This window comes from Streptococcus mitis (assembly GCF_000960005.1).
Lineage (GTDB): Bacteria > Bacillota > Bacilli > Lactobacillales > Streptococcaceae > Streptococcus > Streptococcus mitis_CK.
The window spans coordinates 1,369,902-1,392,376 of sequence record NZ_JYGP01000002.1; the positions used below are offsets into that span (position 1 = coordinate 1,369,902).

The window sequence follows — 22,475 nt, forward strand, 5'->3', positions numbered from 1 at the left end:
CTTACTGTCCTCCCTTCAATACTTTTAGTTGTACGCCTGCTTGACGAATGGCTTCTTGGGCGCCTGCCAAAGCTGCTTTTTCACCTGACAAGACCACAACTAATTCTCCAACAGGAGTTCCATCGAGGATTTCGATATTCCCATAGAGGATATTAGCCGTTACTTGATAATGCTTATACAATTCATTCAAAAGTGGCTCGTCTGTTGAAGCACCTGCATACTTGAGTTGCACCAAGAGACTGTTTTCAGACAAGTGTTCTACGATTTCTTGCTTCTCGATTTTGACCATGGCTTCGTCAATACCTGTAGCTGTTGAGATAAAGTCTTGGGTCAAAGGTTGTTTAGGGTCTGAGAAGATTTCAAGAACACTACCCTCTTCAATCAAATGCCCATCCTGCATAACTGCCACACGGTTGGCAATGTCTTTGACAATCTGCATTTCATGCGTAATTAAGACAATAGTCAAGCCTAATTTTTGGTTCAAATCTTGCAACAAGGCCAAAATCTGCTTGGTTGTCTTAGGGTCAAGGGCAGAAGTTGACTCATCTGAAATCAAGATTTTTGGATCATTTGCCAAGGCACGCGCAATGGCCACACGCTGTTTTTGCCCTCCAGATAATTGTGAAGGGTAGTTTTCAGCACGGTCTGCCAAGCCAACCAAGTCCAACAACTTGGCTACTTTAGCCTTCTTCTCTTCCTTGCTGAGTCCAGAATGTTTAAGAGCGAAGGCTACATTCTCCTCTGCCGTCTTCTGACTCATCAGGTTAAAATGCTGGAAAATCATCCCGATATCTTGACGTTTACGACGCAACTGCTCTGCCGTCAAAGTCACCTTACCATCAAAAATCACATCGTCGTCAATGGTGATTTTCCCTGCAGATGGTTTTTGCAAGAGGTTAATCACCCGTACAAGGGTTGATTTCCCTGCTCCAGAATATCCAACGATTCCGTAGATATCCCCTTCTTGGATGTGAATGGTCACATCCTTGACCGCTGTGATGGTTCTCTTCTTTTGATGAAAAGTCACATCGATCTGATCTAACTTGATAATATCTCTACTCATAGCTTCTAATCAGCTCCTCTACTAATTCAATATGGGTGTAATAATCGGCGATTCGCACGTTCTCATCTCCACCGTGGTCTCGACTATTGGCATTTCCTAAACCGAAGGCCACCATTGGCACCTCTAGGGCATCAAAGACTGTATGCATAGGCCCTGTCCCAGCTGTAGTCGGCAAGACTGAAACGCCCTGTGGATAGAATTTCTTGGCTAACTCGATCACATTGAGAATGGCTGGTGCGCTCATATCGCTTCGATAGCTCATCTCTCCCAAGGTATAGTATAATTCTACCTTATCAAAACCATTTTTGTCTAGCTGTTTCCGAATTTTTTCCAGAACATCATGCGGTTCTAGGCCAGGAACCAAACGAACTTCTAGCTTAGCGCTGGCTGCTGCAGGCAAAATCGTTTTGACTCCTTGTCCTTGATAACCTGACTGAATCCCTTCTATATTAAGAGCTGGCTCGAAAAAGAAACGTTTTAGAAAGGCTGCGCGGTCCTCTTGTAAGAGAGGCAATTCCAAACCATAAATCTGGCTGATTTCCCCTGGATTTCGTTGGGCGTAAGTGTCCACCAAGGCCAACTCTCGTTCATTTGGCTCTTGTACTTCTTCGTACAAACCTTCAACCAAGATACGACCATCTTCGGCACGAAGAGACTGTAGGGCTTGAAGGAGGTACCAGGGAGCTGACTCCACAACCCCACCATAACTAGAGTGGATATCCACATCAGCACTTTTAACCTTGGCATCAAAGGTCACAATTCCTTTATTTCCACCAGAAATTTCCAGCTGTTCCAAGGCATTTTTTGTCCCTTGTTCCCAGACCAACAAATCTGCGCCACGGAGTTTATCCGCATTTTTTTCCAGATATTTATCTAGGTCTGTCGAAGCCGATTCCTCCGCTCCCTCCATGATAAAACTGATATTGACAGGCAGGTCATCGTGGTGCTGCATGTATTTTCTCAAAGCACTCAAACGAGCTGTGATATGACCCTTGTCGTCATCAACCCCACGCCCATACATGAAGCCATTACGCACCGAAAGCGTAAAAGGATCCTCTGTCCAGACCTGATCCCCGTCCGCTGGCACAGTGTCATAGTGGTTATAGAAAATTAGGGTCTTGGCGTCTGGACGCGAACTCTTGAAATGCGCCATGACAAAGGGCGCCGTATAAGTCTCATCAATCTCCACTTCGGCCCCAACACGCTTGAAAATATCACCCAGATAGTTGGCAACTTCTTTGAGACCCACCTGTTGGGCAAAGACCGACTTCTTAGAAATTAAGGTACGCAAAACCTCAAAATAATGCTGGGCCACATGATCATTTTCAAATTTTTCAATCTGTTCTTGTTCGCTAGGAAAAACCATATTCTCTCTACCTTTCTATAAACTACTCTTCCTGACAATCCATGCTCTATACAAAAGCAAGAGGTGGAATTTTCTCTCCCACCTCCCTGTTTCTTATTACCAAACTGGTTGATCCAAACCGTCTGATGTTTCTTCGATAACTTTTTTCACGTCATCTGTGTGGTAAGCTGCGATCACTTTCTTGATAGCATCAGCTTTTGGTGATGTTTCCCAATCTTTTTTCGCAACGATGATGTTGTACCATTGTTTTGAATTTTCATCAGCTTGTTCTTTGAAAAGTGCTTTCTTGTAGTCCAATTTTGCTTCTGTAACGAAGGTATTGTTTACAACGGCAGCGTCAACTGATGACAATGAACGAGCTGTTTGGCTAGCGTCCAATTCAGTGATTTTCAAGTTCTTTGGATTTTCTTTGATGTTAGCAACTGTTGCAAGAGCAGTTCCTGAAACATCCAATTTAATCAAGCCAGCTGATTGAAGCAAGTAAAGCGCACGGCTTTCGTTTGTAGCGTCATTCGGTACAGCGATTTCTCCGTTTGCTGGGATGTCTTCTACTTTAGTGTACTTGTTATCACTTCCATTCAAACCTGAGTAAAGGCGAATTGGAGAGATGTAAGTATCTGCAATCGCTACAAGGTCTTTTCCGTTTTCTTTGTTCCAGTTATTCAAGAAGTTATAGTGTTGGAAAGCGTTCAAGTCTACTTCGCCATCAGCAGTTGCCTTGTTTGGTTGTGAGTAGTCTGTGAACTCTGTAAATTCCAAGGTAATGCCGTCTTTTTTAACCAATTCTTGAATTTTGTCCCAACGTTTTTCTTCAGAACCGCTACGGTTAACCGTTGCGATTTTGATAGTTGTTGCATTGTCTGCTTTCTTTTCTGAGTTTCCGCAAGCTGCAAGAGCCAAACCTGCGACTGTAGCAAGGGCTGCTACACCAAGCCATTTTTTGATTTTCATGATTCTTTCTCCTTAAAAATAATACCGTACTAGTATCTCACAATTTGTTTGATTTCACAAATTGTTATTAGATAATCAGATATATAGTTTAAAACTATATCCTTAAAGACTTAGAAATCACCCATCTTCATCAGAATGGATGATTTCAAGAAATTATTTAATATCAGCTTCTGCCGGTAGGTAAGTATCTCCGAAGAATTGTTTAGACAATTTTTCAAGAGTGCCATCTTTGTAAAGTTCTTGGATGCGTTTGTCTACAAATGATTTCAACTCATCTTGACCTTGAGCAAGAAGTGGGTAAACGTACGGTTGTTGGTCACTTGGAAGTTCGATGACTTTCAAGTTGTCCAAACCTTGGTTCTTGATGACTGTTTCAACACCGATTTTATCAAAAATCTTATAGTCAAATTGGCCATCGCTCAAACGTACCATGATTTGTTGGAAGTCTGCCTTAGTATAGTTAAGGATAGTTGGGTTGTCCGGGTGTTCAGCGTTGTATGCTTCTAACTGCTTAGCTGATGTAGTGGCTTGAACGACTTCCGTCGATTTTCCACCGATATCAGCGAGAGACTTGATGCTAGAGTCGTCTTTCTTCACTACAAGGACATTAGGGTTTTGGGCAATTGGTGCGGCATAGAGGTATTTCTCCGCACGTTCTTTAGTGTAGCTAAGATTGTTGACAGCCATATTGTAACGGTCAGCGTCAAGACCAGCAAATACACCTGACCATTCTGTCTTTTCAAACTTAACATCATACTTGTCAGAATCTTTAAAGATAGCGCGAACGACTTCAATCTCGTAACCAGTCAATTCACCATTTTCTTCATAGATAAATGGTTTTGGTGAGCCATTGGTTGCAACGATAATTTCTTTCTTGCTAGCTGCTTCTCCTTCTTTCTTAGCACCACCTGAACAAGCTGCTAAAACACCTGCAGCAACAAGGCCTAAGGCAGCAAGAGATGAGTATTTAACGATTTTTTTCATGTCATTTCCTCCAAAATAGAATACCTTATAATCTTAACAGAAAAAGAGCATTTCCGCCATTATATGATATCTATCTCTGTGATAGGTTTTCTTTATGGCTGATTTAAAAGACCAAACGCAAGACAGCAATCAAGACCACTCCAAAGAGAACTGTTCCGACTAGATTGCGGTAGCGAAAGGCTACCCAAGCTGTTGGAAAGATGGCTAAGAAGTCCAGCCATTTGATTTGAGGTAAGTTACCAACCTTGCCTGTCACTACGCTTGAAAGAATCAAGGCAAAGATAATAGAAACGGGCAAGAACTTCAAAAAACGTTCAACAATCGCAGGCAGGCCCTTATACTTGACCAAGATGAAGGGAATCATACGGGGAATCCAAGTCACCAAGCCAGAGAAAATAACTGCTAATAAAAGATACTTACTGACCATCTAATACCACCCCCATTGTACAACCAAGTAGCGTCGCAAATAGAACAGCTAGTGACTGAGACACCACTGTCAAGAGTAAAAAGAAGGACACCGCAACAACTGCTAGGATAATGAGCAGATTGCGGACAGGAATCCGTCTTTGCATAATCTGGAATTGCGAAGCAAAAATTCCGATGAACATCCCAACCAGGGCAAAATCCAAGCCAAAGATTTCTGGATTTGGCAGTAGGCCACCCAGAGCCGTTCCGACAACTGTTCCCACAAACCAAGCTACATAGCTGTTGAGATTGTTTCCGTGCATCCACATAGGATTGACCTTGTCTGTATGGGCCAATTCGCCCATCAAAACGCCATAAGTCTCATCCGTCAAGAGACTAGACATACCGATATTTTGCCAGAGACTGGTATGACGGAAATAGGTCGACGCATGCAAACTCAACAAAAAAAGACGCAAATTGATTAGAAAAACCGTCATGGCAATGGCTGCCACAGGTGCTTGAACCGCAATCAAGGCTAATATGGCAAACTGGGCACTCCCAGCATAAACAAATAGGCTCATCAAGCCCATCTCAACAGGTGTCACATAGGGCGCACCGATAATCCCACAGGCAAGTCCAATACTGACATAACCAAGGGCTGTTGGCATAGCTGCCTGCGCCCCCTCCCAAAATCCTTTTTCTTTCATCTTTCTCCTCATATTGTCTTAATAAATAAGCTGAATCAATTCCAGCCACAGCATGGACTATTATAACACATTCAGGAAAGAGAAAAAAGTCTGCTGATTGTGGCCATCATAAAAGACTGGCAGTCCAGTCTCAAACATATATTATACAAATTCTCTGCTAAATATTTTCACTAATATGTAGTAGCATGGCAAAGACAACTAGAAGAAATAGCAATAAAACAAAGCTAATAGAAATAGTTACTAAAACTATAATCATTTTTATGAAAAGGATACCTAAAAATGCGATTACAAACAAATATAAGAGTATTCAGTAAGGAAATAAACTAAATGGGTAGAATACCTAGGAACACTCTTCCTAAAATATTACTAAGCAAATGAAATTACAGCAACGGTAAAATTTGACCAATGCCATTGTAGACTATATGCAGCCCAATAGGCCAATAAATAGACTTTGTCACTCTAAACAAGACTGCAAATATGAGACCACCACCCATATATACAAAAAAGTCTGTTAAGACCCAACCATGGCCACTAATGTGTAAGATTCCAAATAATATAGCTGAGCCAAGCACATCTAGTCCCCACTTCTTTCCTTTTTCCAGAGCTGTCATCACTAATCCACGATAAATCATCTCTTCAAAAATGGGACCTGCAATCACAGGATAGAAAAAATACATCAAAAATGCTGTAGCTCCTGTAAAAGTAGGAACATCCAGTTGATAAGAAATTGCATTTTTGGTAGGCGGAAAAAGAAAAAAGGTGACGAAATTCCAAACAACAAAAGCAAGAAGAGCTAGGAAGGAATAGAAAAGATAGGAACCTTTAAATTTTCTACTGTTAATTTTCTGCCATTTCCCTGACCAAACCATAACAATAAAAGCAAGCAGAACCACAAGAAAATTTAACAGCATATCCGACAAATAATAGGCAAAGTCGGATAAACCAGCAGCAAGATCGCTATGTAAAAGCAAACGAATGAAGAACTGGTCAGCAACAACTAGTAGAATAGCTATAATAAAGTAGTAGCGTGAGATTATCTTTTTCATCCTATTTTCTCCTATATTACGAAATAAAGAAAGCCCTAACCCAAACAAAGGCAAGGGCTTTAAATATCAACGACGACGATTAACAGTGGAAGAATCATGGTTAAAATTTTTCTCCCAGAAATTAGTGATTGACCAAGGTGTCCCGAACCCTCCCCAGCCTACTCCAATTCCACCGCCTGGGTTAACCACAGTGTTGCCTCCTCTAACATCTTGCAACTCAGCTTCTGTCAATTCCATCGTTTCTGCAAATTGTAAATTTAACATCTTTTATACTCCTTCAATCGTTTTCTTCTTGTAAACCACTTCTGCGACCTAGGATTTGATTCAAATGTTTTACAAGGACAGTATAACATGGAAATTGGCTTATTTTAGAAAATCGCATATTTGATATTTTTTCTTATAGAAATTTCACTTTTGCGATTTTAGTAGATTTGATTATTTCACTGGTATAATAAAGTTACTACTAACAAGGAGGGATATAATGATGAAGAAAAGAAAGATCCAACTGATACTCCTGCTTATTTCGGAGTGGGTTATCGTCTTCCCGTTTCTAATTAATCGATAAGTTCTTTGTATTGCTGAAAACGCAATTCGAAGAGGGCTAGCAATTGTGGATTTTCTAATACTTGCAGAGATTGGATAAAGTGTTCAATCTCTTTTTGATTGCTTCCTTTGGTTTGAAGAAAGACACTCATTTTCTTTAAAAATTGCCATGATACTTTCTCAAAAACATCGTACTGGCGGAGCATACTCTCCAACTCGGCCTCAAAGATTGGAATATAAGAAAATAGCTTACGCTCCATGAGTTCTGATATAATATTCAGAAATCCACTTTTCATATACAGTCTATTATGTACTAACTCTTTAAATTCCTTGGATTTTTCAAGTAACGAGGTTGATAAAAATATCAAATCTTGGTTGCTCAAGAAGGGCATGGTATTGCAAAAGAGATAGAGTTCAAACCAGGTCCAAGACTCGATAGCATAGAGATAGCTGGTCAAAAATTCGCTATCCTCCTCTGTTAGCAGATAGCTCTTATTTAAGGAATGGATGGCATTTTTAATCACAATAGCATTCAAACGACGATAGGTCTGCGCTGCGCCATCTGTTCTTGCTTGACCTCCTCTAATAGTTGCTCTAAACCAGCTATATCTTGGTGGGCAAAGCGATCCACAACCTTTCTACCAATCTGCATATGTAGGGATTCTTGATAATTGTTTAGCTTATGACCAAACTCATCAAAATTCATATTGATCCCTTGGATGGCTAGGATCAACTTATCCGCAGATAGCATAGACTGCCCTAGCTCAAACTTTGACAACTGAGAGGCTGTTAGTCCAGCACAAGCCACATCTGACTGCTTGAGCTTTCTCGCCAAGCGTAATTCCTTGTAAAATTCTCCCAACTCCATTCTCTCAATCATCTCACCACCTCCTATTGTTTAGATATTATATCATCATTTTTATAGTTTTGTCAAAATATTCTGACATTTAAGAGAGCAAAAAAGCCAGCCCTAAGCTGACTCTTTATTCCATGGTATCAAAAGCGAGGCTTGGTTTGGCATTGAGGTCCAAGCCTGCGAAGTTTTCTTTGTTCCACTCGCTGACGCTGGCATAGGCAATCATTCCTGCATTGTCTCCACAAAGACGCAGTGGTGGGATGATGACCTTGACATCTGTGATTTCGGCCGCTAGGCGTTCTCTGAGACCTTTATTGGCTGCCACGCCACCTGCCACGACAAGGGTTTTAACAGGGTATTTCTCCAAAGCCTTCTTAGTTTTTGCCATGAGAATGTCCATAACTGCCGCTTGGAAGGACGTACACAAATCCTCTGTGGACAAGCTTTCTCCCTTTTGCTCGGCATTGTGGTGAAGATTGATAAAGGCAGATTTCAAACCTGAGAATGAAAACTCCAGATTATCTTCCTTAATCATGGCACGGGGGAAATCATAAATATCCTGTCCTTGATGAGCTAGCTCGTCAATCTCACGACCTGCAGGATAGGTCAAGCCCATGACACGGCCGACCTTATCATAGGCCTCACCAACCGCGTCATCTCGCGTTTCTCCAACAATCTTGTAATCACCAGCCTCAGAAACATAAACCAACTCTGTGTGTCCACCGCTAACCAAAAGGGCTAGCAAGGGAAATTCCAAAGGTTCCACACTCTGAGCGGCCATGAGGTGACCAGCCATGTGGTTAACAGGAATCAGCGGAAGTCCATGAGCCCAAGCAAAGGCCTTAGCAGCTGACAAACCGACTAGTAAGGCTCCGACCAAGCCCGGTCCATAGGTAACCGCCACAGCTGTCACATCGTCTTCGGTAATCCCTGCTTCTGCCAGAGCCTCCTCGATACAGGCTGTAATGACCTCGACATGGTGACGACTGGCTACTTCCGGCACTACGCCCCCAAAACGTTTGTGACTCTCAATTTGACTAGCAATGACATTGGACAAGAGCTCATCGTCGTTTTTCAAGACGGCAACACTAGTCTCATCACAGGATGTCTCAAATGCTAAAATATATCTATCCTTCATCTATTTCTCTCTTCATGATGATGGCGTCCTCGACTGGATCATGGTAGTAGGCCTTTCGCTCAGCGATGGCTGCCATCTTTTCTTTCTTGTAAAATGCTTGCGCTCGATGATTTGAACTTCTGACTTCGAGGAAAATCTCCTTATCTGTCGGCAATTGAACAAACAAGGCTGATGCAATTCCCTGACCCTGATAGGCTCCTTTGACAGCGATTTGCAGGACTTCTGCTTCAAAGATATTTTCCTGCACAGCTAGAAAGGCAATCACTTCGGCCCCATCATAAGCCAAAGAATACCAAGTCTGGTCTTGGGACAGGTCTGCTTGGATTTGTTCCAGCGTCCAAGGACTGACTGGGTAAACAGCTGCCATGACAGCGTAGATGTCTTGAGCCAGATCAGGTTGCTGTTGAGTTCGTTTGATTTCTATCATAGGCGTTTAATGTAAGACTCACCAGACTCGGTGTGATTCTTGAGCCAGTTTTCCTCAGCCTCAACACGTTTGAGGTAGTTGGGTACAAAATCATGCAAGGAGTCTGCTTCCTTGTCCCAGGCCCATAGAGCTAGATTAGCTGCATTAGGCAATGTTTCTTTGAAATTAGTCCTTGACAAGTGTTCTTGAATCTGCTCCACAAAGGGGCCAACTTCTCCGACAAAGGTTACCTGACTAGCGCCCTTGATTAGCTCAATCACTCGCTCAAAGGGCAGGTGTGCTTCTGGCATGACAGGTTTAGCATTTTCATAAAATCCTGCGTAAACATTGTTGCGACGCGCATCCATCAAAGGAACGAACAAGCCTTCTTGTTGGTAGGGCACCAGAGCCAAGAGGCTCGACATACCAACCAACTCGATGTTCAGAGTGTGAGCTAAGATTTTGGCAGTTGCTACCGCAATTCGCAAACCTGTGTAGCTACCTGGCCCTTCAGCTACCACGATTCGATCCAAATCCTTGGGCGTCCAGTCCAAACTTGCCATCAAAAAATCGATGGCAGGCATGAGGGTAATACTGTGATTTTTCTTAATATTAATCGTCGTCTCGGCAAGAACCTGCTTGTCCTCTAAAATAGCGAGAGAAAGAGCCTTACTGGACGTATCAAAAGCTAATACTTTCATAACACATTCCTATCTTTTTGTCTGCTTACTATTATACTACAAAAGCTGGCACATGGGAATTTTCTTTATCCCCAAACAAAAATGCCTATACTTAGCTAAAAAATAATTTAAAAAATGTTCACTTTTCCTTTTCTTTTCCGAATATAAAAGTGAACAAGAAAAAAGGAGGAAAGTTCAATGACAAATTTTGACGTTCTTGACAATCAATTTTTATCCTTATCTGAAGATGAATTATCAGATATTGATGGCGGTCTCGCTCCCTTGGTTATCTTTGGAGTAGCAGTATCTTGGAAAGCTATTGCAGGTGGAACAGCACTTGTAGGTTCTGGTTTGGCAGCTGGTTATTTTTTAGGAGGAGATTAATATGATGAAAGATTTAAACAACTATCGTAAAATTACTAATAAGGAATTGCAAGAAATCAAGGGTGGTTTTGGTGTAGGTGTTGGTATCGCTTTATTTATGGCAGCTTATACCATTGGGAAAGATCTCCGTAAAAAGTTTGCTAAGTCATGCTAGATAAAAAACACATTTTTAGAAGGATAAATTTTATTGTCTTCATCTCTTACAGTTTTCTCAGCATTCTCAATGATTTAAACATTACTACTATCCCTTTACCATTCGATTTATCTGTTTGTATTGTTTTATTTTTATGCTTCAACTCTATTTTTGAGCAGAACAATGATTACCATAAAAATAATAAGCTTTGAAAATTCCATTGTCATGTCATTTTAGAAAAATTCAAAGACCACCTCATCTTGATAGAAGGGGTGGAATTTTCGTGTCATGAATCTACTGTCTTTTACCCCCAAACAAAAATGCCCCAGCATGAGCAGGGCATCTAAGCATTTAATCCAAAGTAAAATACAAACCAAACGACATAGGTTACGAGGAGGAGAAAAAGCGAGTAGAGAGTCACAAAAGTAATTTTCCACAAGAACTTGGTTTGTCGTCGTTCCAGTTTGGCAAATAGAAGATTCCCCGCATAAACGCAAGCAACAAAAGCAATAAAAGCTACCAAGCGAACTCCGATAGCAAAAGCAAATAAGTTATACATAGGGCAACCTCCTTGACTTAAAAACTATATGGAATTATGACAAACGATAAATTTCACTTCCATTATCAAGATAACATATTTTCTTTGTTTTTGCAAACGCTTACCTTTAGGTGCTTATATGACTTTCTCGTTTCCGTCTTTTACTAATTTTTCATTTTGTGGTATAATTGAAATAATTGTAACGAATCAAGGTCAATCTAGACACAAAATGGAATGAAATCAAGCAAATCTCTGCTAAAAGTTTGGAATAAGCTGACCTGTAAAATAGAAAGGAACTATATGATTTACAAAGTTTTTTATCAAGAAACAAAAGAACGTAGCCCACGCCGTGAAACAACACGCGCACTATACCTAGACATCGATGCTAACTCAGAACTTGAGGGCCGTATCGCTGCTCGCCAACTTGTCGAAGAAAATCGCCCAGAGTACAATATCGAGTATATCGAACTCTTGTCTGACAAATTGCTAGATTACGAAAAAGAAACTGGCGCCTTCGAAATTACGGAGTTCTAATATGGCCTACACTCTTAAACCTGAAGAAGTCGGCGTTTTTGCCATCGGTGGTCTGGGAGAAATCGGGAAAAATACATACGGAATTGAATACCAAGATGAGATTATCATCGTCGATGCTGGGATTAAATTCCCAGAAGATGACTTGCTGGGTATCGACTATGTCATTCCTGACTACTCCTACATCGTAGACAACATCGACCGCGTCAAGGCTGTTTTGATTACCCACGGACACGAGGACCACATCGGTGGGATTCCTTTCCTGCTCAAGCAAGCAAATGTCCCTATCTATGCTGGACCGCTTGCCTTGGCTTTGATTCGTGGGAAACTCGAAGAACACGGCCTCTTGCGCAACGCCAAACTTTACGAAATCAACCATAATACTGAGTTGACCTTTAAAAATCTCAAGGCAACTTTCTTTAGAACGACTCACTCTATTCCAGAGCCTTTGGGGATTGTCATTCATACTCCTCAAGGGAAAATTGTCTGTACGGGTGACTTCAAGTTTGACTTAACACCAGTTGGTGAACCAGCAGATTTGCACCGTATGGCTGCGCTTGGTGAAGAAGGTGTACTCTGTCTCCTGTCTGACTCGACAAATGCAGAAATTCCAACCTTTACCAACTCTGAAAAAGTCGTTGGCCAGTCCATCATGAAGATTATCCAAGGCATTGAAGGACGTATCATCTTTGCATCCTTTGCCTCAAATATCTTCCGTCTCCAGCAAGCGACAGAAGCCGCTGTTAAGACTGGACGCAAGATTGCGGTCTTTGGTCGCTCTATGGAAAAAGCCATTGTCAACGGAATCGAGCTTGGTTACATCAAAGCTCCTAAGGGAACCTTTATCGAGCCAAATGAAATCAAAGACTACCCTGCAGGCGAGATTCTTATCCTCTGTACAGGTAGTCAAGGCGAGCCGATGGCAGCCCTCTCTCGTATCGCCAACGGAACCCACCGTCAGGTGCAACTCCAACCAGGTGATACGGTTATCTTCTCTTCTAGCCCAATCCCTGGAAACACTACTAGCGTCAACAAGCTGATTAACATCATTTCAGAAGCTGGTGTCGAAGTTATCCACGGTAAAGTGAACAATATCCATACATCTGGACACGGTGGTCAGCAAGAGCAAAAACTCATGCTCCGCTTGATTAAGCCAAAATACTTCATGCCTGTCCACGGTGAATACCGCATGCAAAAGGTCCACGCTGGACTAGCAGTAGATACTGGTGTTGAGAAGGACAATATCTTTATCATGAGCAATGGTGATGTGCTTGCCCTTACTGCTGACTCAGCTCGTATCGCAGGTCATTTCAACGCCCAAGATATCTATGTCGATGGAAATCGTATCGGTGAAATCGGCGCAGCTGTCCTCAAAGATCGTCGTGATCTATCTGAAGACGGTGTCGTTCTGGCAGTCGCAACTGTTGACTTCAAATCGCAGATGATTCTGTCTGGCCCAGACATCCTCAGCCGAGGCTTTGTCTACATGAGAGAGTCTGGCGACTTGATTCGCCAAAGCCAGCGCATCCTCTTCAATGCAATTCGTATCGCACTGAAAAATAAGGATGCTAGCGTGCAATCAGTCAATGGTGCCATTGTCAACGCTATTCGCCCCTTCCTTTATGAAAATACAGAACGTGAACCGATTATCATCCCTATGATCCTCACACCAGATGAAGAATAAATTATAAAACAGCCCCGTCTTCGGAGCTGTTTTTTCTATGCTTTCTTTTTAGATTAAAACTCAATAAAAATCGAAAGCAGACTAGAAGGCTAGGCGAAAGCATAACTTAAGTTAGGTGAGCCGAAGCCGACGACGTATCATTTTGATTTTTGAAGAGTTTTAGAAATACTACGATTTTTACCTTCAAGATACACCATCAAAATAGAAATATCTGCTGGGTTTACTCCCGAAATACGGCTGGCTTGGCCGATGGTTTCTGGATTGATGAGTTTGAACTTCTGACGGGCTTCGGTTGCGATAGAATCAATGTCATCCCAGTCAATATTGGCTGGAATACGTTTTTCTTCCATGCGTTTCATCTTAGCAACCTGGTCCATGGCTTTGGAAATATAGCCTTCGTACTTGATTTCTGTTTCAATCAATTCGATAATCTTGTCATCCAAGTCCTCTGCAGCTGGTCCGATGAAAGCCACCACATCTTGATAAGAAACTTCTGGACGGCGAAGGAATTCCTTGGCTGTCACTGCATCTGTCAACGGCTTGAAACCCATCTCCTCAACCTTGGCATTGGTTTCCTTGACTGGCTTGAGTTTGATGCTGTCTAGGCGCTTCATCTCATTGTCAAATTGATTTTTCTTGATTGCAAAGCGAGCCCAACGTTCATCATCCACAAGGCCAATCTCACGTCCCATCTCAGTCAAACGCATATCAGCATTGTCATGACGGAGAATGAGACGGTATTCAGCACGACTGGTCAAGAGACGGTAGGGTTCAATGGTTCCCTTGGTCACCAAGTCATCAATCATGACCCCGATATAACCGTCACTGCGCTTCAAAATCAACTCAGGCTTGCCTTGGACTTTCAAAGCCGCATTGATACCCGCGATAATCCCTTGGCCTGCTGCCTCTTCATAACCTGACGTCCCATTTGTCTGACCAGCAGTGAAAAGTCCTGAGATTTTCTTGGTTTCCAGTGTCGCACGCAACTGATGAGGCAAGACCATATCATACTCAATGGCATAACCTGTTCGCATCATCTCTGCATTTTCCAAACCTTTGATGGAATGAACCAAGTCACGCTGGACATCCTCAGGCAGACTGGTTGAAAGTCCTTGAACATAGACTTCCTCAGTATTGCGTCCCTCTGGCTCAAGGAATAGTTGGTGGCGTTCCTTGTCCGCAAAGCGCACAATCTTGTCCTCAATCGATGGGCAGTAACGAGGTCCCACTCCCTTGACTACACCTGTAAACATAGGCGCACGGTGGAGGTTATTTTGGATAATTTCATGACTGGTACCATTGGTATAGGTCAACCAGCATGGCACTTGGTCTTTGACATAATCCTCATCTCGTGAAGTGTATGAGAAATGATTAGGCGCTTCGTCTCCTGGCTGAATTTCGGTCACATCATAATTGATAGAAGAAGCCTTGACACGTGGAGGGGTTCCTGTCTTGAAACGACCGATTTCGAGTCCTAATTCCTTGAGATTATCAGCAAGATTAATAGAAGCTAGGCTGTGGTTAGGACCTGATGAGTACTTGAGGTCTCCGATAATAATTTCCCCACGGAGAGCCGTCCCTGTCGTCACGATAACAGCCTTGGCAGCATACTCTTGATGGGTCGCTGTACGCACACCGACAACCTTGCCATATTCCACCAAAATCTCATCAATCATAGTTTGACGAAGGGTCAGATTTTCTTGATTTTCAACTGTCTTGCGCATCTCCTTAGAGTAAAGCTCCTTGTCAGCCTGCGCACGAAGGGCACGGACAGCTGGCCCCTTCCCTGTGTTGAGCATCTTCATCTGGATGTAAGTCTTGTCAATGGTTTTGGCCATCTCGCCACCGAGGGCATCGACTTCACGCACAACAATCCCCTTGGCAGAACCACCGATAGAGGGATTACAAGGCATGAAAGCCAGCATTTCAATATTAATGGTCGCAAGCAGGACCTTACAGCCCATACGGCTAGCTGCTAGGGATGCTTCTACCCCAGCGTGTCCCGCACCAATTACAATAATATCGTATTCTTCAGTAAAATTATATGTCATGTTTCTCTCCTATTCCTCAAGATGAATGTGTCTTAGTTGGCGGTCCCAATCTGGCAGGGCTGTTTTTAGAAAGGCTGGAACTAACTGGAAATCCTCAAGTTTATCCAAATCAATCCATTCACAGGGCTGCCTTTTCTCATCTTCCTGCATGGTCAATGGAGCATCTTCAAGCAAGTCCACCAGATAATGAAACTCGATATTGTGATAGGAAACACCGTCCTGTTCAAAACGATTTTCCACCACAAAAGCTAGCTGCCCAGCTTGAGCTCGGACACCTAATTCTTCCCTCACTTCACGAACTACCGCGTCTTCCGTACTTTCATTGACTTGAATCGCACCGCCAATTGTGTAATACTTGCCCTTATCTTTGGTGACTAGAAGCTTGCGATTTTGAAGAATCAAAGCTGTCGCCCGAACACCAAAAACCGTATTTCCTACTTTGGTCCGAAAGTCTTGTTGAGTCATTCTTGTCCTTTCCCTTAAACGACACAAAAACAGTCAAAACTCCAAAGAAGTGCAGGACAAAAAAGCCTGCAACATCCATGAGCTTTGACCATCATTTCTATTGCTTTTATTATTGTAGCAAATTGAGAAAATTTGTCAATCTAAATGTACTGACAAACTTGTCCATCGCGGTAAGCATTGTCAATCAAACCACCACCTAGACACTCTTCGCCATCGTAAAAGACAACTGCCTGTCCTGGTGTAATCGCACGTTGCGGTTCTGCAAAGATAACCTCTGCCTTATCTCCTTTGACATGGACGGTCACCTTAGAATCAGGCTGACGGTAGCGGAATTTTGCTGTGCATTCTAGCGTAAATTCCTCTGGCATCTCACGAGTAAAGTGGACTTGACTGGCTTCTAGACTGGTTGACATGAGCGAGTCATGGTAGAAACCTTGGCCAACATAGAGAATATTCTTGCTTAGGTCTTTTCCGACAACGAACCAAGGTGCATTGTCACCACCGTGTTGCCCACCGATACCGAGACCTCCACGCTGACCAATTGTATAGTACATAAGGCCTGCATGCTCGCCCATATCGCGACCATCTACAGTCATCATGCGACCAGGCTGAGCTGGCAGGTAGTTGCTGAGGAAATTTTTAAAATTCTTTTCTCCGATAAAGCAAATCCCTGTCGAGTCTTTCTTCTTAGCAGTTGCAAGGCCTGCTTCTTCTGCTAGTTTTCGCACTTCAGGCTTTTCCAAATGTCCCAAAGGGAACATGGTTTTTTGAAGTTGTTCTTGCGACAGTTGGCTGAGGAAATAGGTTTGGTCCTTGCCATTGTCCACGCCACGAAGCATGTGAACAATGCCATCCTCATCACGCGCCACTCGGGCATAATGCCCAGTCGCTACATAGTCTGCCCCCAAGGTCATGGCATAGTCCAAAAAGGCCTTGAACTTGATTTCCTTGTTGCACATAACATCTGGATTTGGAGTGCGCCCTGCACGGTATTCCGCTAGGAAATACTCAAAAACGCGGTCCCAGTACTCTTTTTCAAAATTGACAGAGTAATAGGGAATGCCGATCTGGTCTGCTACGGCAGCCACATCCTTGTAATCTTCGGTCGCCGTACAGACGCCGTTTTCATCTGTGTCATCCCAGTTCTTCATGAAGATACCGATCACATCGTAGCCCTGCTCCTTGAGCAAGAGAGCCGTCACCGACGAATCAACACCACCACTCATCCCCACGACAACACGTGTTTTAGAGTTATCACTCATGGTAAGTCTCCCATCTATTCGTTTATTCACGATTGAAGGTCGTGTGTGCTTAACGATTGAAGGTCGCTTGAGCAGTATTCATTATAACATGCTTGGTTAGAGAAGACAAGAAAGAGACTGATAATCTGCCAACCTCTTTCATAAAATAATCAATCCTTCAACAAAATCCATTGTTGAAATGCTGTTCTAAACCATTGATAGCTCAGATTTCCCAGAATAGAGCTGTCCTAACTATCGAACAGATTAAATCCATACATATCCACGCAATTCTACGTTTAGAATTGCCATAAAATAAATGTTTTAGGGATATTCTAAGTCTTTGACTGCTTAAAATTTTACGTTCTGAAGGATTCTAAAGCTAGAATAGCATAAAAATCATGAAAACTGAACTATTCGAAGCTTCAGAATCATACGATTTCTATAGGAAGTATCTTTTTAGTACGTGTGGTTAGTAGGTAATTTTAGGAAATCTCCCAAAAACAACTGATTTCCTATTTTTATCAATCAAAAAATGTTGATAAATGAGTGTTTTAAAATTAAATTTTAAAGGTATCCTTAAATTTAAAGATTTTTGATAAGATTTCTGTACTTTTCACAATTCAATGATACGATGACATTGTTGGGCTACATAAGCATCGTGGGTCACAATAATAACTGTTTTCCCCTCGCGATTCATCTCTAAGAGAAACTTCAAGACCAAATCTCTATTTTCAGGATCCAGAGAACCTGTTGGTTCATCGGCTAAAATCAGCTGGCTGGGTTTTAAGATGGCTCTAGCAACTGCAATTCGTTGTTGCTCCCCACCAGACAACTCTGAGACCTTTTGATGCAAAGTAGCTGGCAAACCTACTCTCTCTAAAATCTCTTCCACCTTTTTGAGCTTGTCTTTCTTAGACAATTTCACATATTTCAGCGCCAGCATAAGATTGTACTCGACCGTTTCATCATCAATCAGAGCAAAATTTTGAAATAGATAAGAGATATGTTCACGGATTATTGTTTGCGACTTAGCAGAATTGACCGCTAGATTTGTCTGACCAAAAATCTCATACCGTCCGCTATAATCACCATCTATTAAACCTAATAAATTTAACAAGGTCGACTTACCACTACCACTCTTACCAACAATGGCTACCAAATCCCCCTGATCAATCCTGAGAGACAAGTGATCCAAAATCACTTTTCCTCCAATGGTTTTGGTAATATTTTTCAACTCAATCATAAAATGCCCCCTTTCAATAACTCTACTAGACTTCTTTTCTCCATCCTAGAAGCCAAGACTAGCACAAATAGTATATCCAGACATGTAAAGCCTGCAAACAGCAGGAGTGGCAAGAGCGCATGGGCAAAGAAAATCAAGACTAGAAGAGGCAGACTATAGCCCAGCAAGAGCAGAACGAGGAGAGGACGGTAGCGATCGACCAGTTTCCACCCCATAAACTTCTTGGTAATGATATCCCTGCGCTTCAACAAGAAAGTAGTAACGAGTAAAAAGTAGGAGACAATCATACTGAGAAGAGCAAATAAGGCAAAAAGAACGTTAAAATTGCGAACAGAATCCCGATAGGTATCGACCATCTCCTCTTGAATTGCTTGAATCGATGAAAATTTTAAATAGCTACCATCAGATAAGTTATCAACTAACTCCGTAATCACTTTTTGATTTTGTTCTGTATTTTCAACTTTCATGGGGTTGTTTAAACCTGTCGTTGACAAGCGAGTCTTTTCTTCCCACATCATGTCTTGATCATTTACCAGACTAATGATTGGATTGTGGAGATTTTCCTTTCGCTCATTATTATAAGGGAAGAAGGACCAATCTCCTTCATAGTAGGCAATTTCTACATCCATATCTTCTATCCTTTGCTTTTGCTGTTCTTCATACCTCATAGAAAGATAGGCGATGGATTTTCCCAAGAACTGATTCTTGCCTTCTTGTCCTTTGTCACTGACTGGCAACAAAATCACCTTTTTAGTGCCAACATCTGGTAGCTTAAAGCCCTTACTCTCTAAAAATTGACGATTTGCATAGTAAACATCTACCTCATCAGGCAGTTGGTACTGCTGCACTTGTTCTGCTTTGATGACTGGTTTGATAGGAAGACTCGCACCTCGCACATAGTTTACTTGTGTTTTTGCTAGCAAATCTTGATAAAATTGGTAGAAATAATCTGTAGATTTCCCTAACCCTGATAGCTCTTCTTGCCACAGGTTATCATTGAGTTGGAAGGTTTCTAAGGTCAGGTAATTGCCTTGGCTTACCCACTGTTGCTGATAAGCAAGTTCTTTGTTTTCTTGTTCTAAACTTCTGCCCACCCCAATCAGTAAGGCCGTCAGTAAAATAGTTGTCCCTATTTTCATCACATAATTGAAGATGAGACCAAGTTTGACAGATGAAAAACCTTTCAACATGGAGCTGACTGTCATTTTTTGAATCATCAGGTAGGTCAGCCAACTGATGAACAAATACAACTGTAAAAGCAGAAATTGGGATAAGAGTAAACTTGGGAACAAAAGTTTTGGTCTATAGTCCAGCACTAAAAATAGTACCAAGTCAATGATAAGACTTCCACCCAAGAGAAGATAAAAATTAGTCTTTACAAAACCAGCTAAAATCGCCCTGCTTTGAAAACCAAGTAACTTTTGAACCCCCACTCGTTTCATCTCCATCATCGGCTGATACACTGTCATTAAAATCACAAGTAAGATTGCCAAGATAAAGATAATGATAGATAGTAACAAATCTTGATTTAGCACTCCAACCTGACTTCGGTAAGTGGGTTCTAATAAAATCGTCTTATCTATCTGGAAAAAATCACTCCACTTTTGTAGAATGGTATCACGATCTATCTCTTTGCTGGAGGTAATCATGTAGCGCCCATTTACAGTATGGGATTTATCTTCAATATAGGATTGGAAGGTCTGAAGTCGAATGAGTTTCACCTTTAAAAAGGTGGGAATGATACCTAAATTATTGGGAAGATTCTGGTTACTGTAGACTCCTTTCTCATTCTTTGAAAAATCAAGAGAAGTCAGACCGAACTCCTGATAGGGGAAGGTTTCCTTATCAAAAACACCAGCCTTGACGGCCTCATCTCCATTATCTACTTTGATAATAGAGACCTTGTCTTGGCTTACAACCTCTTCAAAAAACTGGAGAATAGTTTCTGTCGGTTTGGTGACATCTTTCAAGTACAAGTCAAATGAATAAGCTGTCTTGCCCATCTCCTGAATCCGCACTATTTCTCGTGTAACATTTACATTCACGACAAAAAACGTAGTGCACAGCAAGAGCAGGAGCATACAAAGATGACTGATTTTTTTCATAGAGATACCTCCCGTGAAGAGACGAAACCGTGGGAAAAACTAACTTTCCAATAAAACCACACAGTGATTCTCTCAGCTTGATTGTGTTCAAGTCTGAAAACACTGTGTGGTTTTTGAATGTTTGAACGTTCAGAGCTTGGATTTTCGGGCAATTGTCTATCAGAATGTCCTTTTATCTGTCAATAATCCTAGAAAATCTTGTCGTTTCAAGTCGGAGAAATGTTTGGTAGAAAGACTTCCTTTTTGAAGTCCATCATCTCTAACCTGCAAATAATAGCTATGTTGGCTTGTTTTAATTGTCAAAAAATCGCCAAATATAAAAACTCTTTTCCAGTTGCGAATCTCAAATTCTTTCATCTCTGATTTTGGAATGCGGATAAGTCCTTGTCGCAAATCACGATGGTGCTCACTTGTGAAAGTCATCCCATTCCCAAGATTTCTTATCAGTAGTTCATCTGGAGTCACCATCACCAGCGCTATTTTAGTTAAGAAAATTTCAACTGTTGGTGGTAAAATCGCCAAATTAAACCAAGGATGTAGGTAGCGATACGCTAAGAAATACTGAGGCTCCTCACCCAATCCTAGTTGTTTATATAAGGCCTTGACCTCACTATCTAACCTCGCTTCAAAAGACACATCCGAATGCGCTTCTTCCTTCTTCTGATTAAAATAACGCATCCAGACTAGAAAATATATAAAGACTATAATAAATATTCCTGATAAGAGATATTTTACATTGTAGTTCATCACTTAACCTCCTGATTCACGACTCTACATAAAGCAGAGGCCTATTTATTTTGAAAATAGTTCCATCACAACTTTAAATAAGACGGGTGTCATTAAAATTAGGATAATTCCTATCACAAATATCATGACTACTCGAAAAAGCTCCTTATTTTTAAACATTTTTCCATCCCTTTTCTAGCTACATCATAGTACTCATTAACCCCATTTTAAAATTACACCAAACTTATTTTAGTTTTATTTTCTACTTTTTATATTACTATGATACAATATTTTTAATAGGATTTTATTATTTGTTAACTTTTTTCACGAAAAGGAGAAAATCATGCGTTATGATTTTGGAAAGGTCTATAAAGAAATACGTGAGTCAAAAGGATTGACCCAAGAAGAGGTCTGTGGAAATGTTCTCTCAAGAACCAGCCTATCAAAGATTGAAAGTGGTAAGGCAACTCCTAAATATGAAAATATGGATTTTCTTCTCAGGCAAATGAATATGAGTTTTGAAGAGTTTGACTACATCTGCCATCTCTATCAGCCGAGCCAACGGACAGAAATCATGCAAACTTATCTCAATATGAATTCCATCATTGGTGGCAGTGGTCTAGTTGATTTTTTTGAAACATGCCAAAACTATCTCAAGACCCATCACGACCTGCCTATAGAAGAAATCAGAGATATGCTTGAAGTTGTCATTCATATTCGTCAACATAGTACAGAGAAACTGTCAGACCAAGTGAAACAAACTGTCAAAAAACTTTGGGAAAAAATTGAAAAACAAGATACATGGTATGAAAGTGACCTAAAAATCCTCAATACCATCCTTTTCAGCTTTCCTATTGAACACCTCCATCTCATCACTGAAAAAATCTTGCAACGCTTGGAAGTCTATAAAAACTACCAACATTTATATGACTTGCGAATGGCAATCCTACTCAACCTTTCCACCATTTACTTATACCATCAAGACAAAAACATGTGTCAACAAATCTGCTATACTTTACTAGAGGATGCCAAGAACAAGAAAAGCTACGATATGCTTGCTATCTGCTATGTCCGTATTGGGATTTGTAGGGATGATGCTAAACTTATCCAAAAAGGGTTCTCTCTTCTAGAGCTGACCGATGAAACTTCCATTCTAGCCTTTCTCAAAAAAGAAGTGGAGATCTATTATCAACCGAAAGAAATATAAAAAAGTCGAGGGATTTCCTCGA

Annotated in this window: 23 protein-coding genes and 1 pseudogene; 5 read left to right on the top strand and 19 right to left on the bottom strand. The window is 41.4% G+C overall.

The window, feature by feature from the left end; translation table 11 throughout:
* Window position 1 precedes the first annotated feature (1 nt).
* The 12 genes and pseudogenes from TZ90_RS07965 to tsaB form a co-directional block, all read right to left on the bottom strand.
* The gene (locus tag TZ90_RS07965) at window positions 2-1,063 is read right to left on the bottom strand and encodes a methionine ABC transporter ATP-binding protein (RefSeq protein WP_045612391.1); all 1,062 of its coding nucleotides are present in this window, start codon (window positions 1,061-1,063) and stop codon (window positions 2-4) included.
* On the bottom strand, window positions 1,056-2,429 hold the full coding sequence (locus tag TZ90_RS07970; protein ID WP_045612393.1) for a M20 family metallopeptidase: 1,374 nt from the start codon (window positions 2,427-2,429) through the stop codon (window positions 1,056-1,058). The genes TZ90_RS07965 and TZ90_RS07970 overlap by 8 nt, the downstream gene beginning before the upstream one ends.
* A gap of 96 nt (window positions 2,430-2,525) precedes the next feature.
* Window positions 2,526-3,380, bottom strand: coding sequence for a MetQ/NlpA family ABC transporter substrate-binding protein (locus TZ90_RS07975; protein WP_000694523.1), 855 nt, complete (start codon window positions 3,378-3,380; stop codon window positions 2,526-2,528).
* Between the two features lie 153 nt (window positions 3,381-3,533).
* A complete protein-coding gene (locus tag TZ90_RS07980) occupies window positions 3,534-4,364 on the bottom strand; it encodes an amino acid ABC transporter substrate-binding protein (protein WP_045612396.1) in 831 nt (276 codons plus the stop codon).
* Window positions 4,365-4,467: 103 nt separating this feature from the next.
* Window positions 4,468-4,791 carry an AzlD domain-containing protein gene (locus TZ90_RS07985; RefSeq protein WP_000253929.1) on the bottom strand — a complete coding sequence of 108 codons (324 nt, stop codon included), beginning with the start codon at window positions 4,789-4,791 and terminating at the stop codon, window positions 4,468-4,470.
* Window positions 4,781-5,476, bottom strand: a complete 696-nt coding sequence (locus tag TZ90_RS07990) for an AzlC family ABC transporter permease (RefSeq protein ID WP_080890758.1) — start codon at window positions 5,474-5,476, stop codon at window positions 4,781-4,783. The genes TZ90_RS07985 and TZ90_RS07990 overlap by 11 nt, the downstream gene beginning before the upstream one ends.
* 380 nt (window positions 5,477-5,856) lie before the next feature.
* The gene (locus TZ90_RS07995; RefSeq protein WP_045612398.1) at window positions 5,857-6,522 is read right to left on the bottom strand and encodes a CPBP family intramembrane glutamic endopeptidase; all 666 of its coding nucleotides are present in this window, start codon (window positions 6,520-6,522) and stop codon (window positions 5,857-5,859) included.
* A gap of 66 nt (window positions 6,523-6,588) precedes the next feature.
* Entirely contained in the window at window positions 6,589-6,786 is a 198-nt protein-coding gene (locus TZ90_RS08000; protein WP_045612400.1) for a peptide pheromone VP1, read from the bottom strand.
* Window positions 6,787-7,076: 290 nt separating this feature from the next.
* A pseudogene (locus tag TZ90_RS08005) lies at window positions 7,077-7,945 on the bottom strand (XRE/MutR family transcriptional regulator).
* Between the two features lie 103 nt (window positions 7,946-8,048).
* Complete coding sequence (tsaD, locus tag TZ90_RS08010) at window positions 8,049-9,059, bottom strand: tRNA (adenosine(37)-N6)-threonylcarbamoyltransferase complex transferase subunit TsaD (protein WP_045612401.1); 1,011 nt, start codon at window positions 9,057-9,059, stop codon at window positions 8,049-8,051.
* A complete protein-coding gene (gene rimI, locus TZ90_RS08015) occupies window positions 9,049-9,486 on the bottom strand; it encodes a ribosomal protein S18-alanine N-acetyltransferase (protein WP_045612403.1) in 438 nt (145 codons plus the stop codon). The genes tsaD and rimI overlap by 11 nt, the downstream gene beginning before the upstream one ends.
* Window positions 9,483-10,166: a tRNA (adenosine(37)-N6)-threonylcarbamoyltransferase complex dimerization subunit type 1 TsaB gene (gene tsaB, locus TZ90_RS08020; RefSeq protein ID WP_045612405.1), complete on the bottom strand. Its 684-nt coding sequence runs from the start codon at window positions 10,164-10,166 to the stop codon at window positions 9,483-9,485. Before tsaB ends, rimI begins: the two co-directional genes overlap by 4 nt.
* A gap of 177 nt (window positions 10,167-10,343) precedes the next feature.
* Here tsaB and cibA point away from each other — a divergent pair, with 177 nt between their 5' ends.
* Complete coding sequence (cibA, locus tag TZ90_RS08025) at window positions 10,344-10,529, top strand: fratricide two-peptide bacteriocin subunit CibA (protein ID WP_045612406.1); 186 nt, start codon at window positions 10,344-10,346, stop codon at window positions 10,527-10,529.
* Window position 10,530: 1 nt separating this feature from the next.
* On the top strand, window positions 10,531-10,683 hold the full coding sequence (gene cibB / locus TZ90_RS08030; RefSeq protein WP_045612408.1) for a fratricide two-peptide bacteriocin subunit CibB: 153 nt from the start codon (window positions 10,531-10,533) through the stop codon (window positions 10,681-10,683).
* A 322-nt stretch (window positions 10,684-11,005) separates the two neighbouring features.
* Here cibB and TZ90_RS08035 read toward each other — a convergent pair whose 3' ends face one another.
* Window positions 11,006-11,221, bottom strand: a complete 216-nt coding sequence (locus TZ90_RS08035) for a hypothetical protein (RefSeq protein ID WP_045612409.1) — start codon at window positions 11,219-11,221, stop codon at window positions 11,006-11,008.
* 279 nt (window positions 11,222-11,500) lie between these two features.
* Between TZ90_RS08035 and TZ90_RS08040 the strand changes: the two genes are divergently transcribed.
* Together TZ90_RS08040 and rnjA are read left to right on the top strand one after the other, a co-directional pair.
* Window positions 11,501-11,734 (top strand): DNA-dependent RNA polymerase subunit epsilon, encoded by a 234-nt coding sequence (locus tag TZ90_RS08040; RefSeq protein WP_000639571.1) that lies wholly within the window; start codon window positions 11,501-11,503, stop codon window positions 11,732-11,734.
* 1 nt (window position 11,735) lies between these two features.
* Window positions 11,736-13,415: a ribonuclease J1 gene (gene rnjA / locus TZ90_RS08045; RefSeq protein ID WP_045612411.1), complete on the top strand. Its 1,680-nt coding sequence runs from the start codon at window positions 11,736-11,738 to the stop codon at window positions 13,413-13,415.
* Window positions 13,416-13,552: 137 nt separating this feature from the next.
* On the opposite strand, the gene mnmG is transcribed toward rnjA, so the two are convergent.
* The 6 genes from mnmG to TZ90_RS08075 all read right to left on the bottom strand — a co-directional run bounded on the left by mnmG (window position 13,553) and on the right by TZ90_RS08075 (window position 21,267).
* A complete protein-coding gene (gene mnmG, locus TZ90_RS08050) occupies window positions 13,553-15,466 on the bottom strand; it encodes a tRNA uridine-5-carboxymethylaminomethyl(34) synthesis enzyme MnmG (protein WP_045612412.1) in 1,914 nt (637 codons plus the stop codon).
* A gap of 9 nt (window positions 15,467-15,475) precedes the next feature.
* On the bottom strand, window positions 15,476-15,931 hold the full coding sequence (locus tag TZ90_RS08055; RefSeq protein ID WP_045612414.1) for an NUDIX hydrolase: 456 nt from the start codon (window positions 15,929-15,931) through the stop codon (window positions 15,476-15,478).
* A gap of 140 nt (window positions 15,932-16,071) precedes the next feature.
* Window positions 16,072-17,193 (bottom strand): tRNA 2-thiouridine(34) synthase MnmA, encoded by a 1,122-nt coding sequence (mnmA, locus tag TZ90_RS08060; protein ID WP_001282939.1) that lies wholly within the window; start codon window positions 17,191-17,193, stop codon window positions 16,072-16,074.
* 592 nt (window positions 17,194-17,785) lie between these two features.
* Window positions 17,786-18,415, bottom strand: a complete 630-nt coding sequence (locus TZ90_RS08065) for an ABC transporter ATP-binding protein (protein WP_045612416.1) — start codon at window positions 18,413-18,415, stop codon at window positions 17,786-17,788.
* Window positions 18,412-20,520 (bottom strand): amino acid ABC transporter permease, encoded by a 2,109-nt coding sequence (locus tag TZ90_RS08070; RefSeq protein WP_045612418.1) that lies wholly within the window; start codon window positions 20,518-20,520, stop codon window positions 18,412-18,414. Before TZ90_RS08070 ends, TZ90_RS08065 begins: the two co-directional genes overlap by 4 nt.
* Before the next feature lie 159 nt (window positions 20,521-20,679).
* The gene (locus tag TZ90_RS08075) at window positions 20,680-21,267 is read right to left on the bottom strand and encodes a hypothetical protein (RefSeq protein WP_045612419.1); all 588 of its coding nucleotides are present in this window, start codon (window positions 21,265-21,267) and stop codon (window positions 20,680-20,682) included.
* A gap of 322 nt (window positions 21,268-21,589) precedes the next feature.
* On the opposite strand from TZ90_RS08075, the gene TZ90_RS08080 reads away from it, so the two are divergent.
* On the top strand, window positions 21,590-22,453 hold the full coding sequence (locus TZ90_RS08080) for a helix-turn-helix domain-containing protein (RefSeq protein WP_045612421.1): 864 nt from the start codon (window positions 21,590-21,592) through the stop codon (window positions 22,451-22,453).
* The last annotated feature ends 22 nt before the right edge of the window (window positions 22,454-22,475 follow it).

Bases quoted from the DNA above. Each gene is read 5' to 3' on its own strand.
- TZ90_RS07980 (WP_045612396.1), bottom strand. From the start codon at position 4,364: ATGAAAAAAATCGTTAAATACTCATCTCTTGCTGCCTTAGGCCTTGTT.
- TZ90_RS08040 (WP_000639571.1), top strand. From the start codon at position 11,501: ATGATTTACAAAGTTTTTTATCAAGAAACAAAAGAACGTAGCCCACGC.
- TZ90_RS07970 (WP_045612393.1), bottom strand. From the start codon at position 2,429: ATGGTTTTTCCTAGCGAACAAGAACAGATTGAAAAATTTGAAAATGAT.
- TZ90_RS08035 (WP_045612409.1), bottom strand. From the start codon at position 11,221: ATGTATAACTTATTTGCTTTTGCTATCGGAGTTCGCTTGGTAGCTTTT.
- mnmG (WP_045612412.1), bottom strand. From the start codon at position 15,466: ATGACATATAATTTTACTGAAGAATACGATATTATTGTAATTGGTGCG.
- TZ90_RS07975 (WP_000694523.1), bottom strand. From the start codon at position 3,380: ATGAAAATCAAAAAATGGCTTGGTGTAGCAGCCCTTGCTACAGTCGCA.
- TZ90_RS07990 (WP_080890758.1), bottom strand. From the start codon at position 5,476: ATGAAAGAAAAAGGATTTTGGGAGGGGGCGCAGGCAGCTATGCCAACA.
- TZ90_RS08075 (WP_045612419.1), bottom strand. From the start codon at position 21,267: ATGAACTACAATGTAAAATATCTCTTATCAGGAATATTTATTATAGTC.
- TZ90_RS07985 (WP_000253929.1), bottom strand. From the start codon at position 4,791: ATGGTCAGTAAGTATCTTTTATTAGCAGTTATTTTCTCTGGCTTGGTG.
- TZ90_RS08070 (WP_045612418.1), bottom strand. From the start codon at position 20,520: ATGAAAAAAATCAGTCATCTTTGTATGCTCCTGCTCTTGCTGTGCACT.
- TZ90_RS07965 (WP_045612391.1), bottom strand. From the start codon at position 1,063: ATGAGTAGAGATATTATCAAGTTAGATCAGATCGATGTGACTTTTCAT.
- rimI (WP_045612403.1), bottom strand. From the start codon at position 9,486: ATGATAGAAATCAAACGAACTCAACAGCAACCTGATCTGGCTCAAGAC.
- TZ90_RS08080 (WP_045612421.1), top strand. From the start codon at position 21,590: ATGCGTTATGATTTTGGAAAGGTCTATAAAGAAATACGTGAGTCAAAA.
- TZ90_RS08055 (WP_045612414.1), bottom strand. From the start codon at position 15,931: ATGACTCAACAAGACTTTCGGACCAAAGTAGGAAATACGGTTTTTGGT.
- tsaD (WP_045612401.1), bottom strand. From the start codon at position 9,059: ATGAAGGATAGATATATTTTAGCATTTGAGACATCCTGTGATGAGACT.
- cibB (WP_045612408.1), top strand. From the start codon at position 10,531: ATGATGAAAGATTTAAACAACTATCGTAAAATTACTAATAAGGAATTG.
- TZ90_RS07995 (WP_045612398.1), bottom strand. From the start codon at position 6,522: ATGAAAAAGATAATCTCACGCTACTACTTTATTATAGCTATTCTACTA.
- cibA (WP_045612406.1), top strand. From the start codon at position 10,344: ATGACAAATTTTGACGTTCTTGACAATCAATTTTTATCCTTATCTGAA.
- mnmA (WP_001282939.1), bottom strand. From the start codon at position 17,193: ATGAGTGATAACTCTAAAACACGTGTTGTCGTGGGGATGAGTGGTGGT.
- rnjA (WP_045612411.1), top strand. From the start codon at position 11,736: ATGGCCTACACTCTTAAACCTGAAGAAGTCGGCGTTTTTGCCATCGGT.
- tsaB (WP_045612405.1), bottom strand. From the start codon at position 10,166: ATGAAAGTATTAGCTTTTGATACGTCCAGTAAGGCTCTTTCTCTCGCT.
- TZ90_RS08065 (WP_045612416.1), bottom strand. From the start codon at position 18,415: ATGATTGAGTTGAAAAATATTACCAAAACCATTGGAGGAAAAGTGATT.
- TZ90_RS08000 (WP_045612400.1), bottom strand. From the start codon at position 6,786: ATGTTAAATTTACAATTTGCAGAAACGATGGAATTGACAGAAGCTGAG.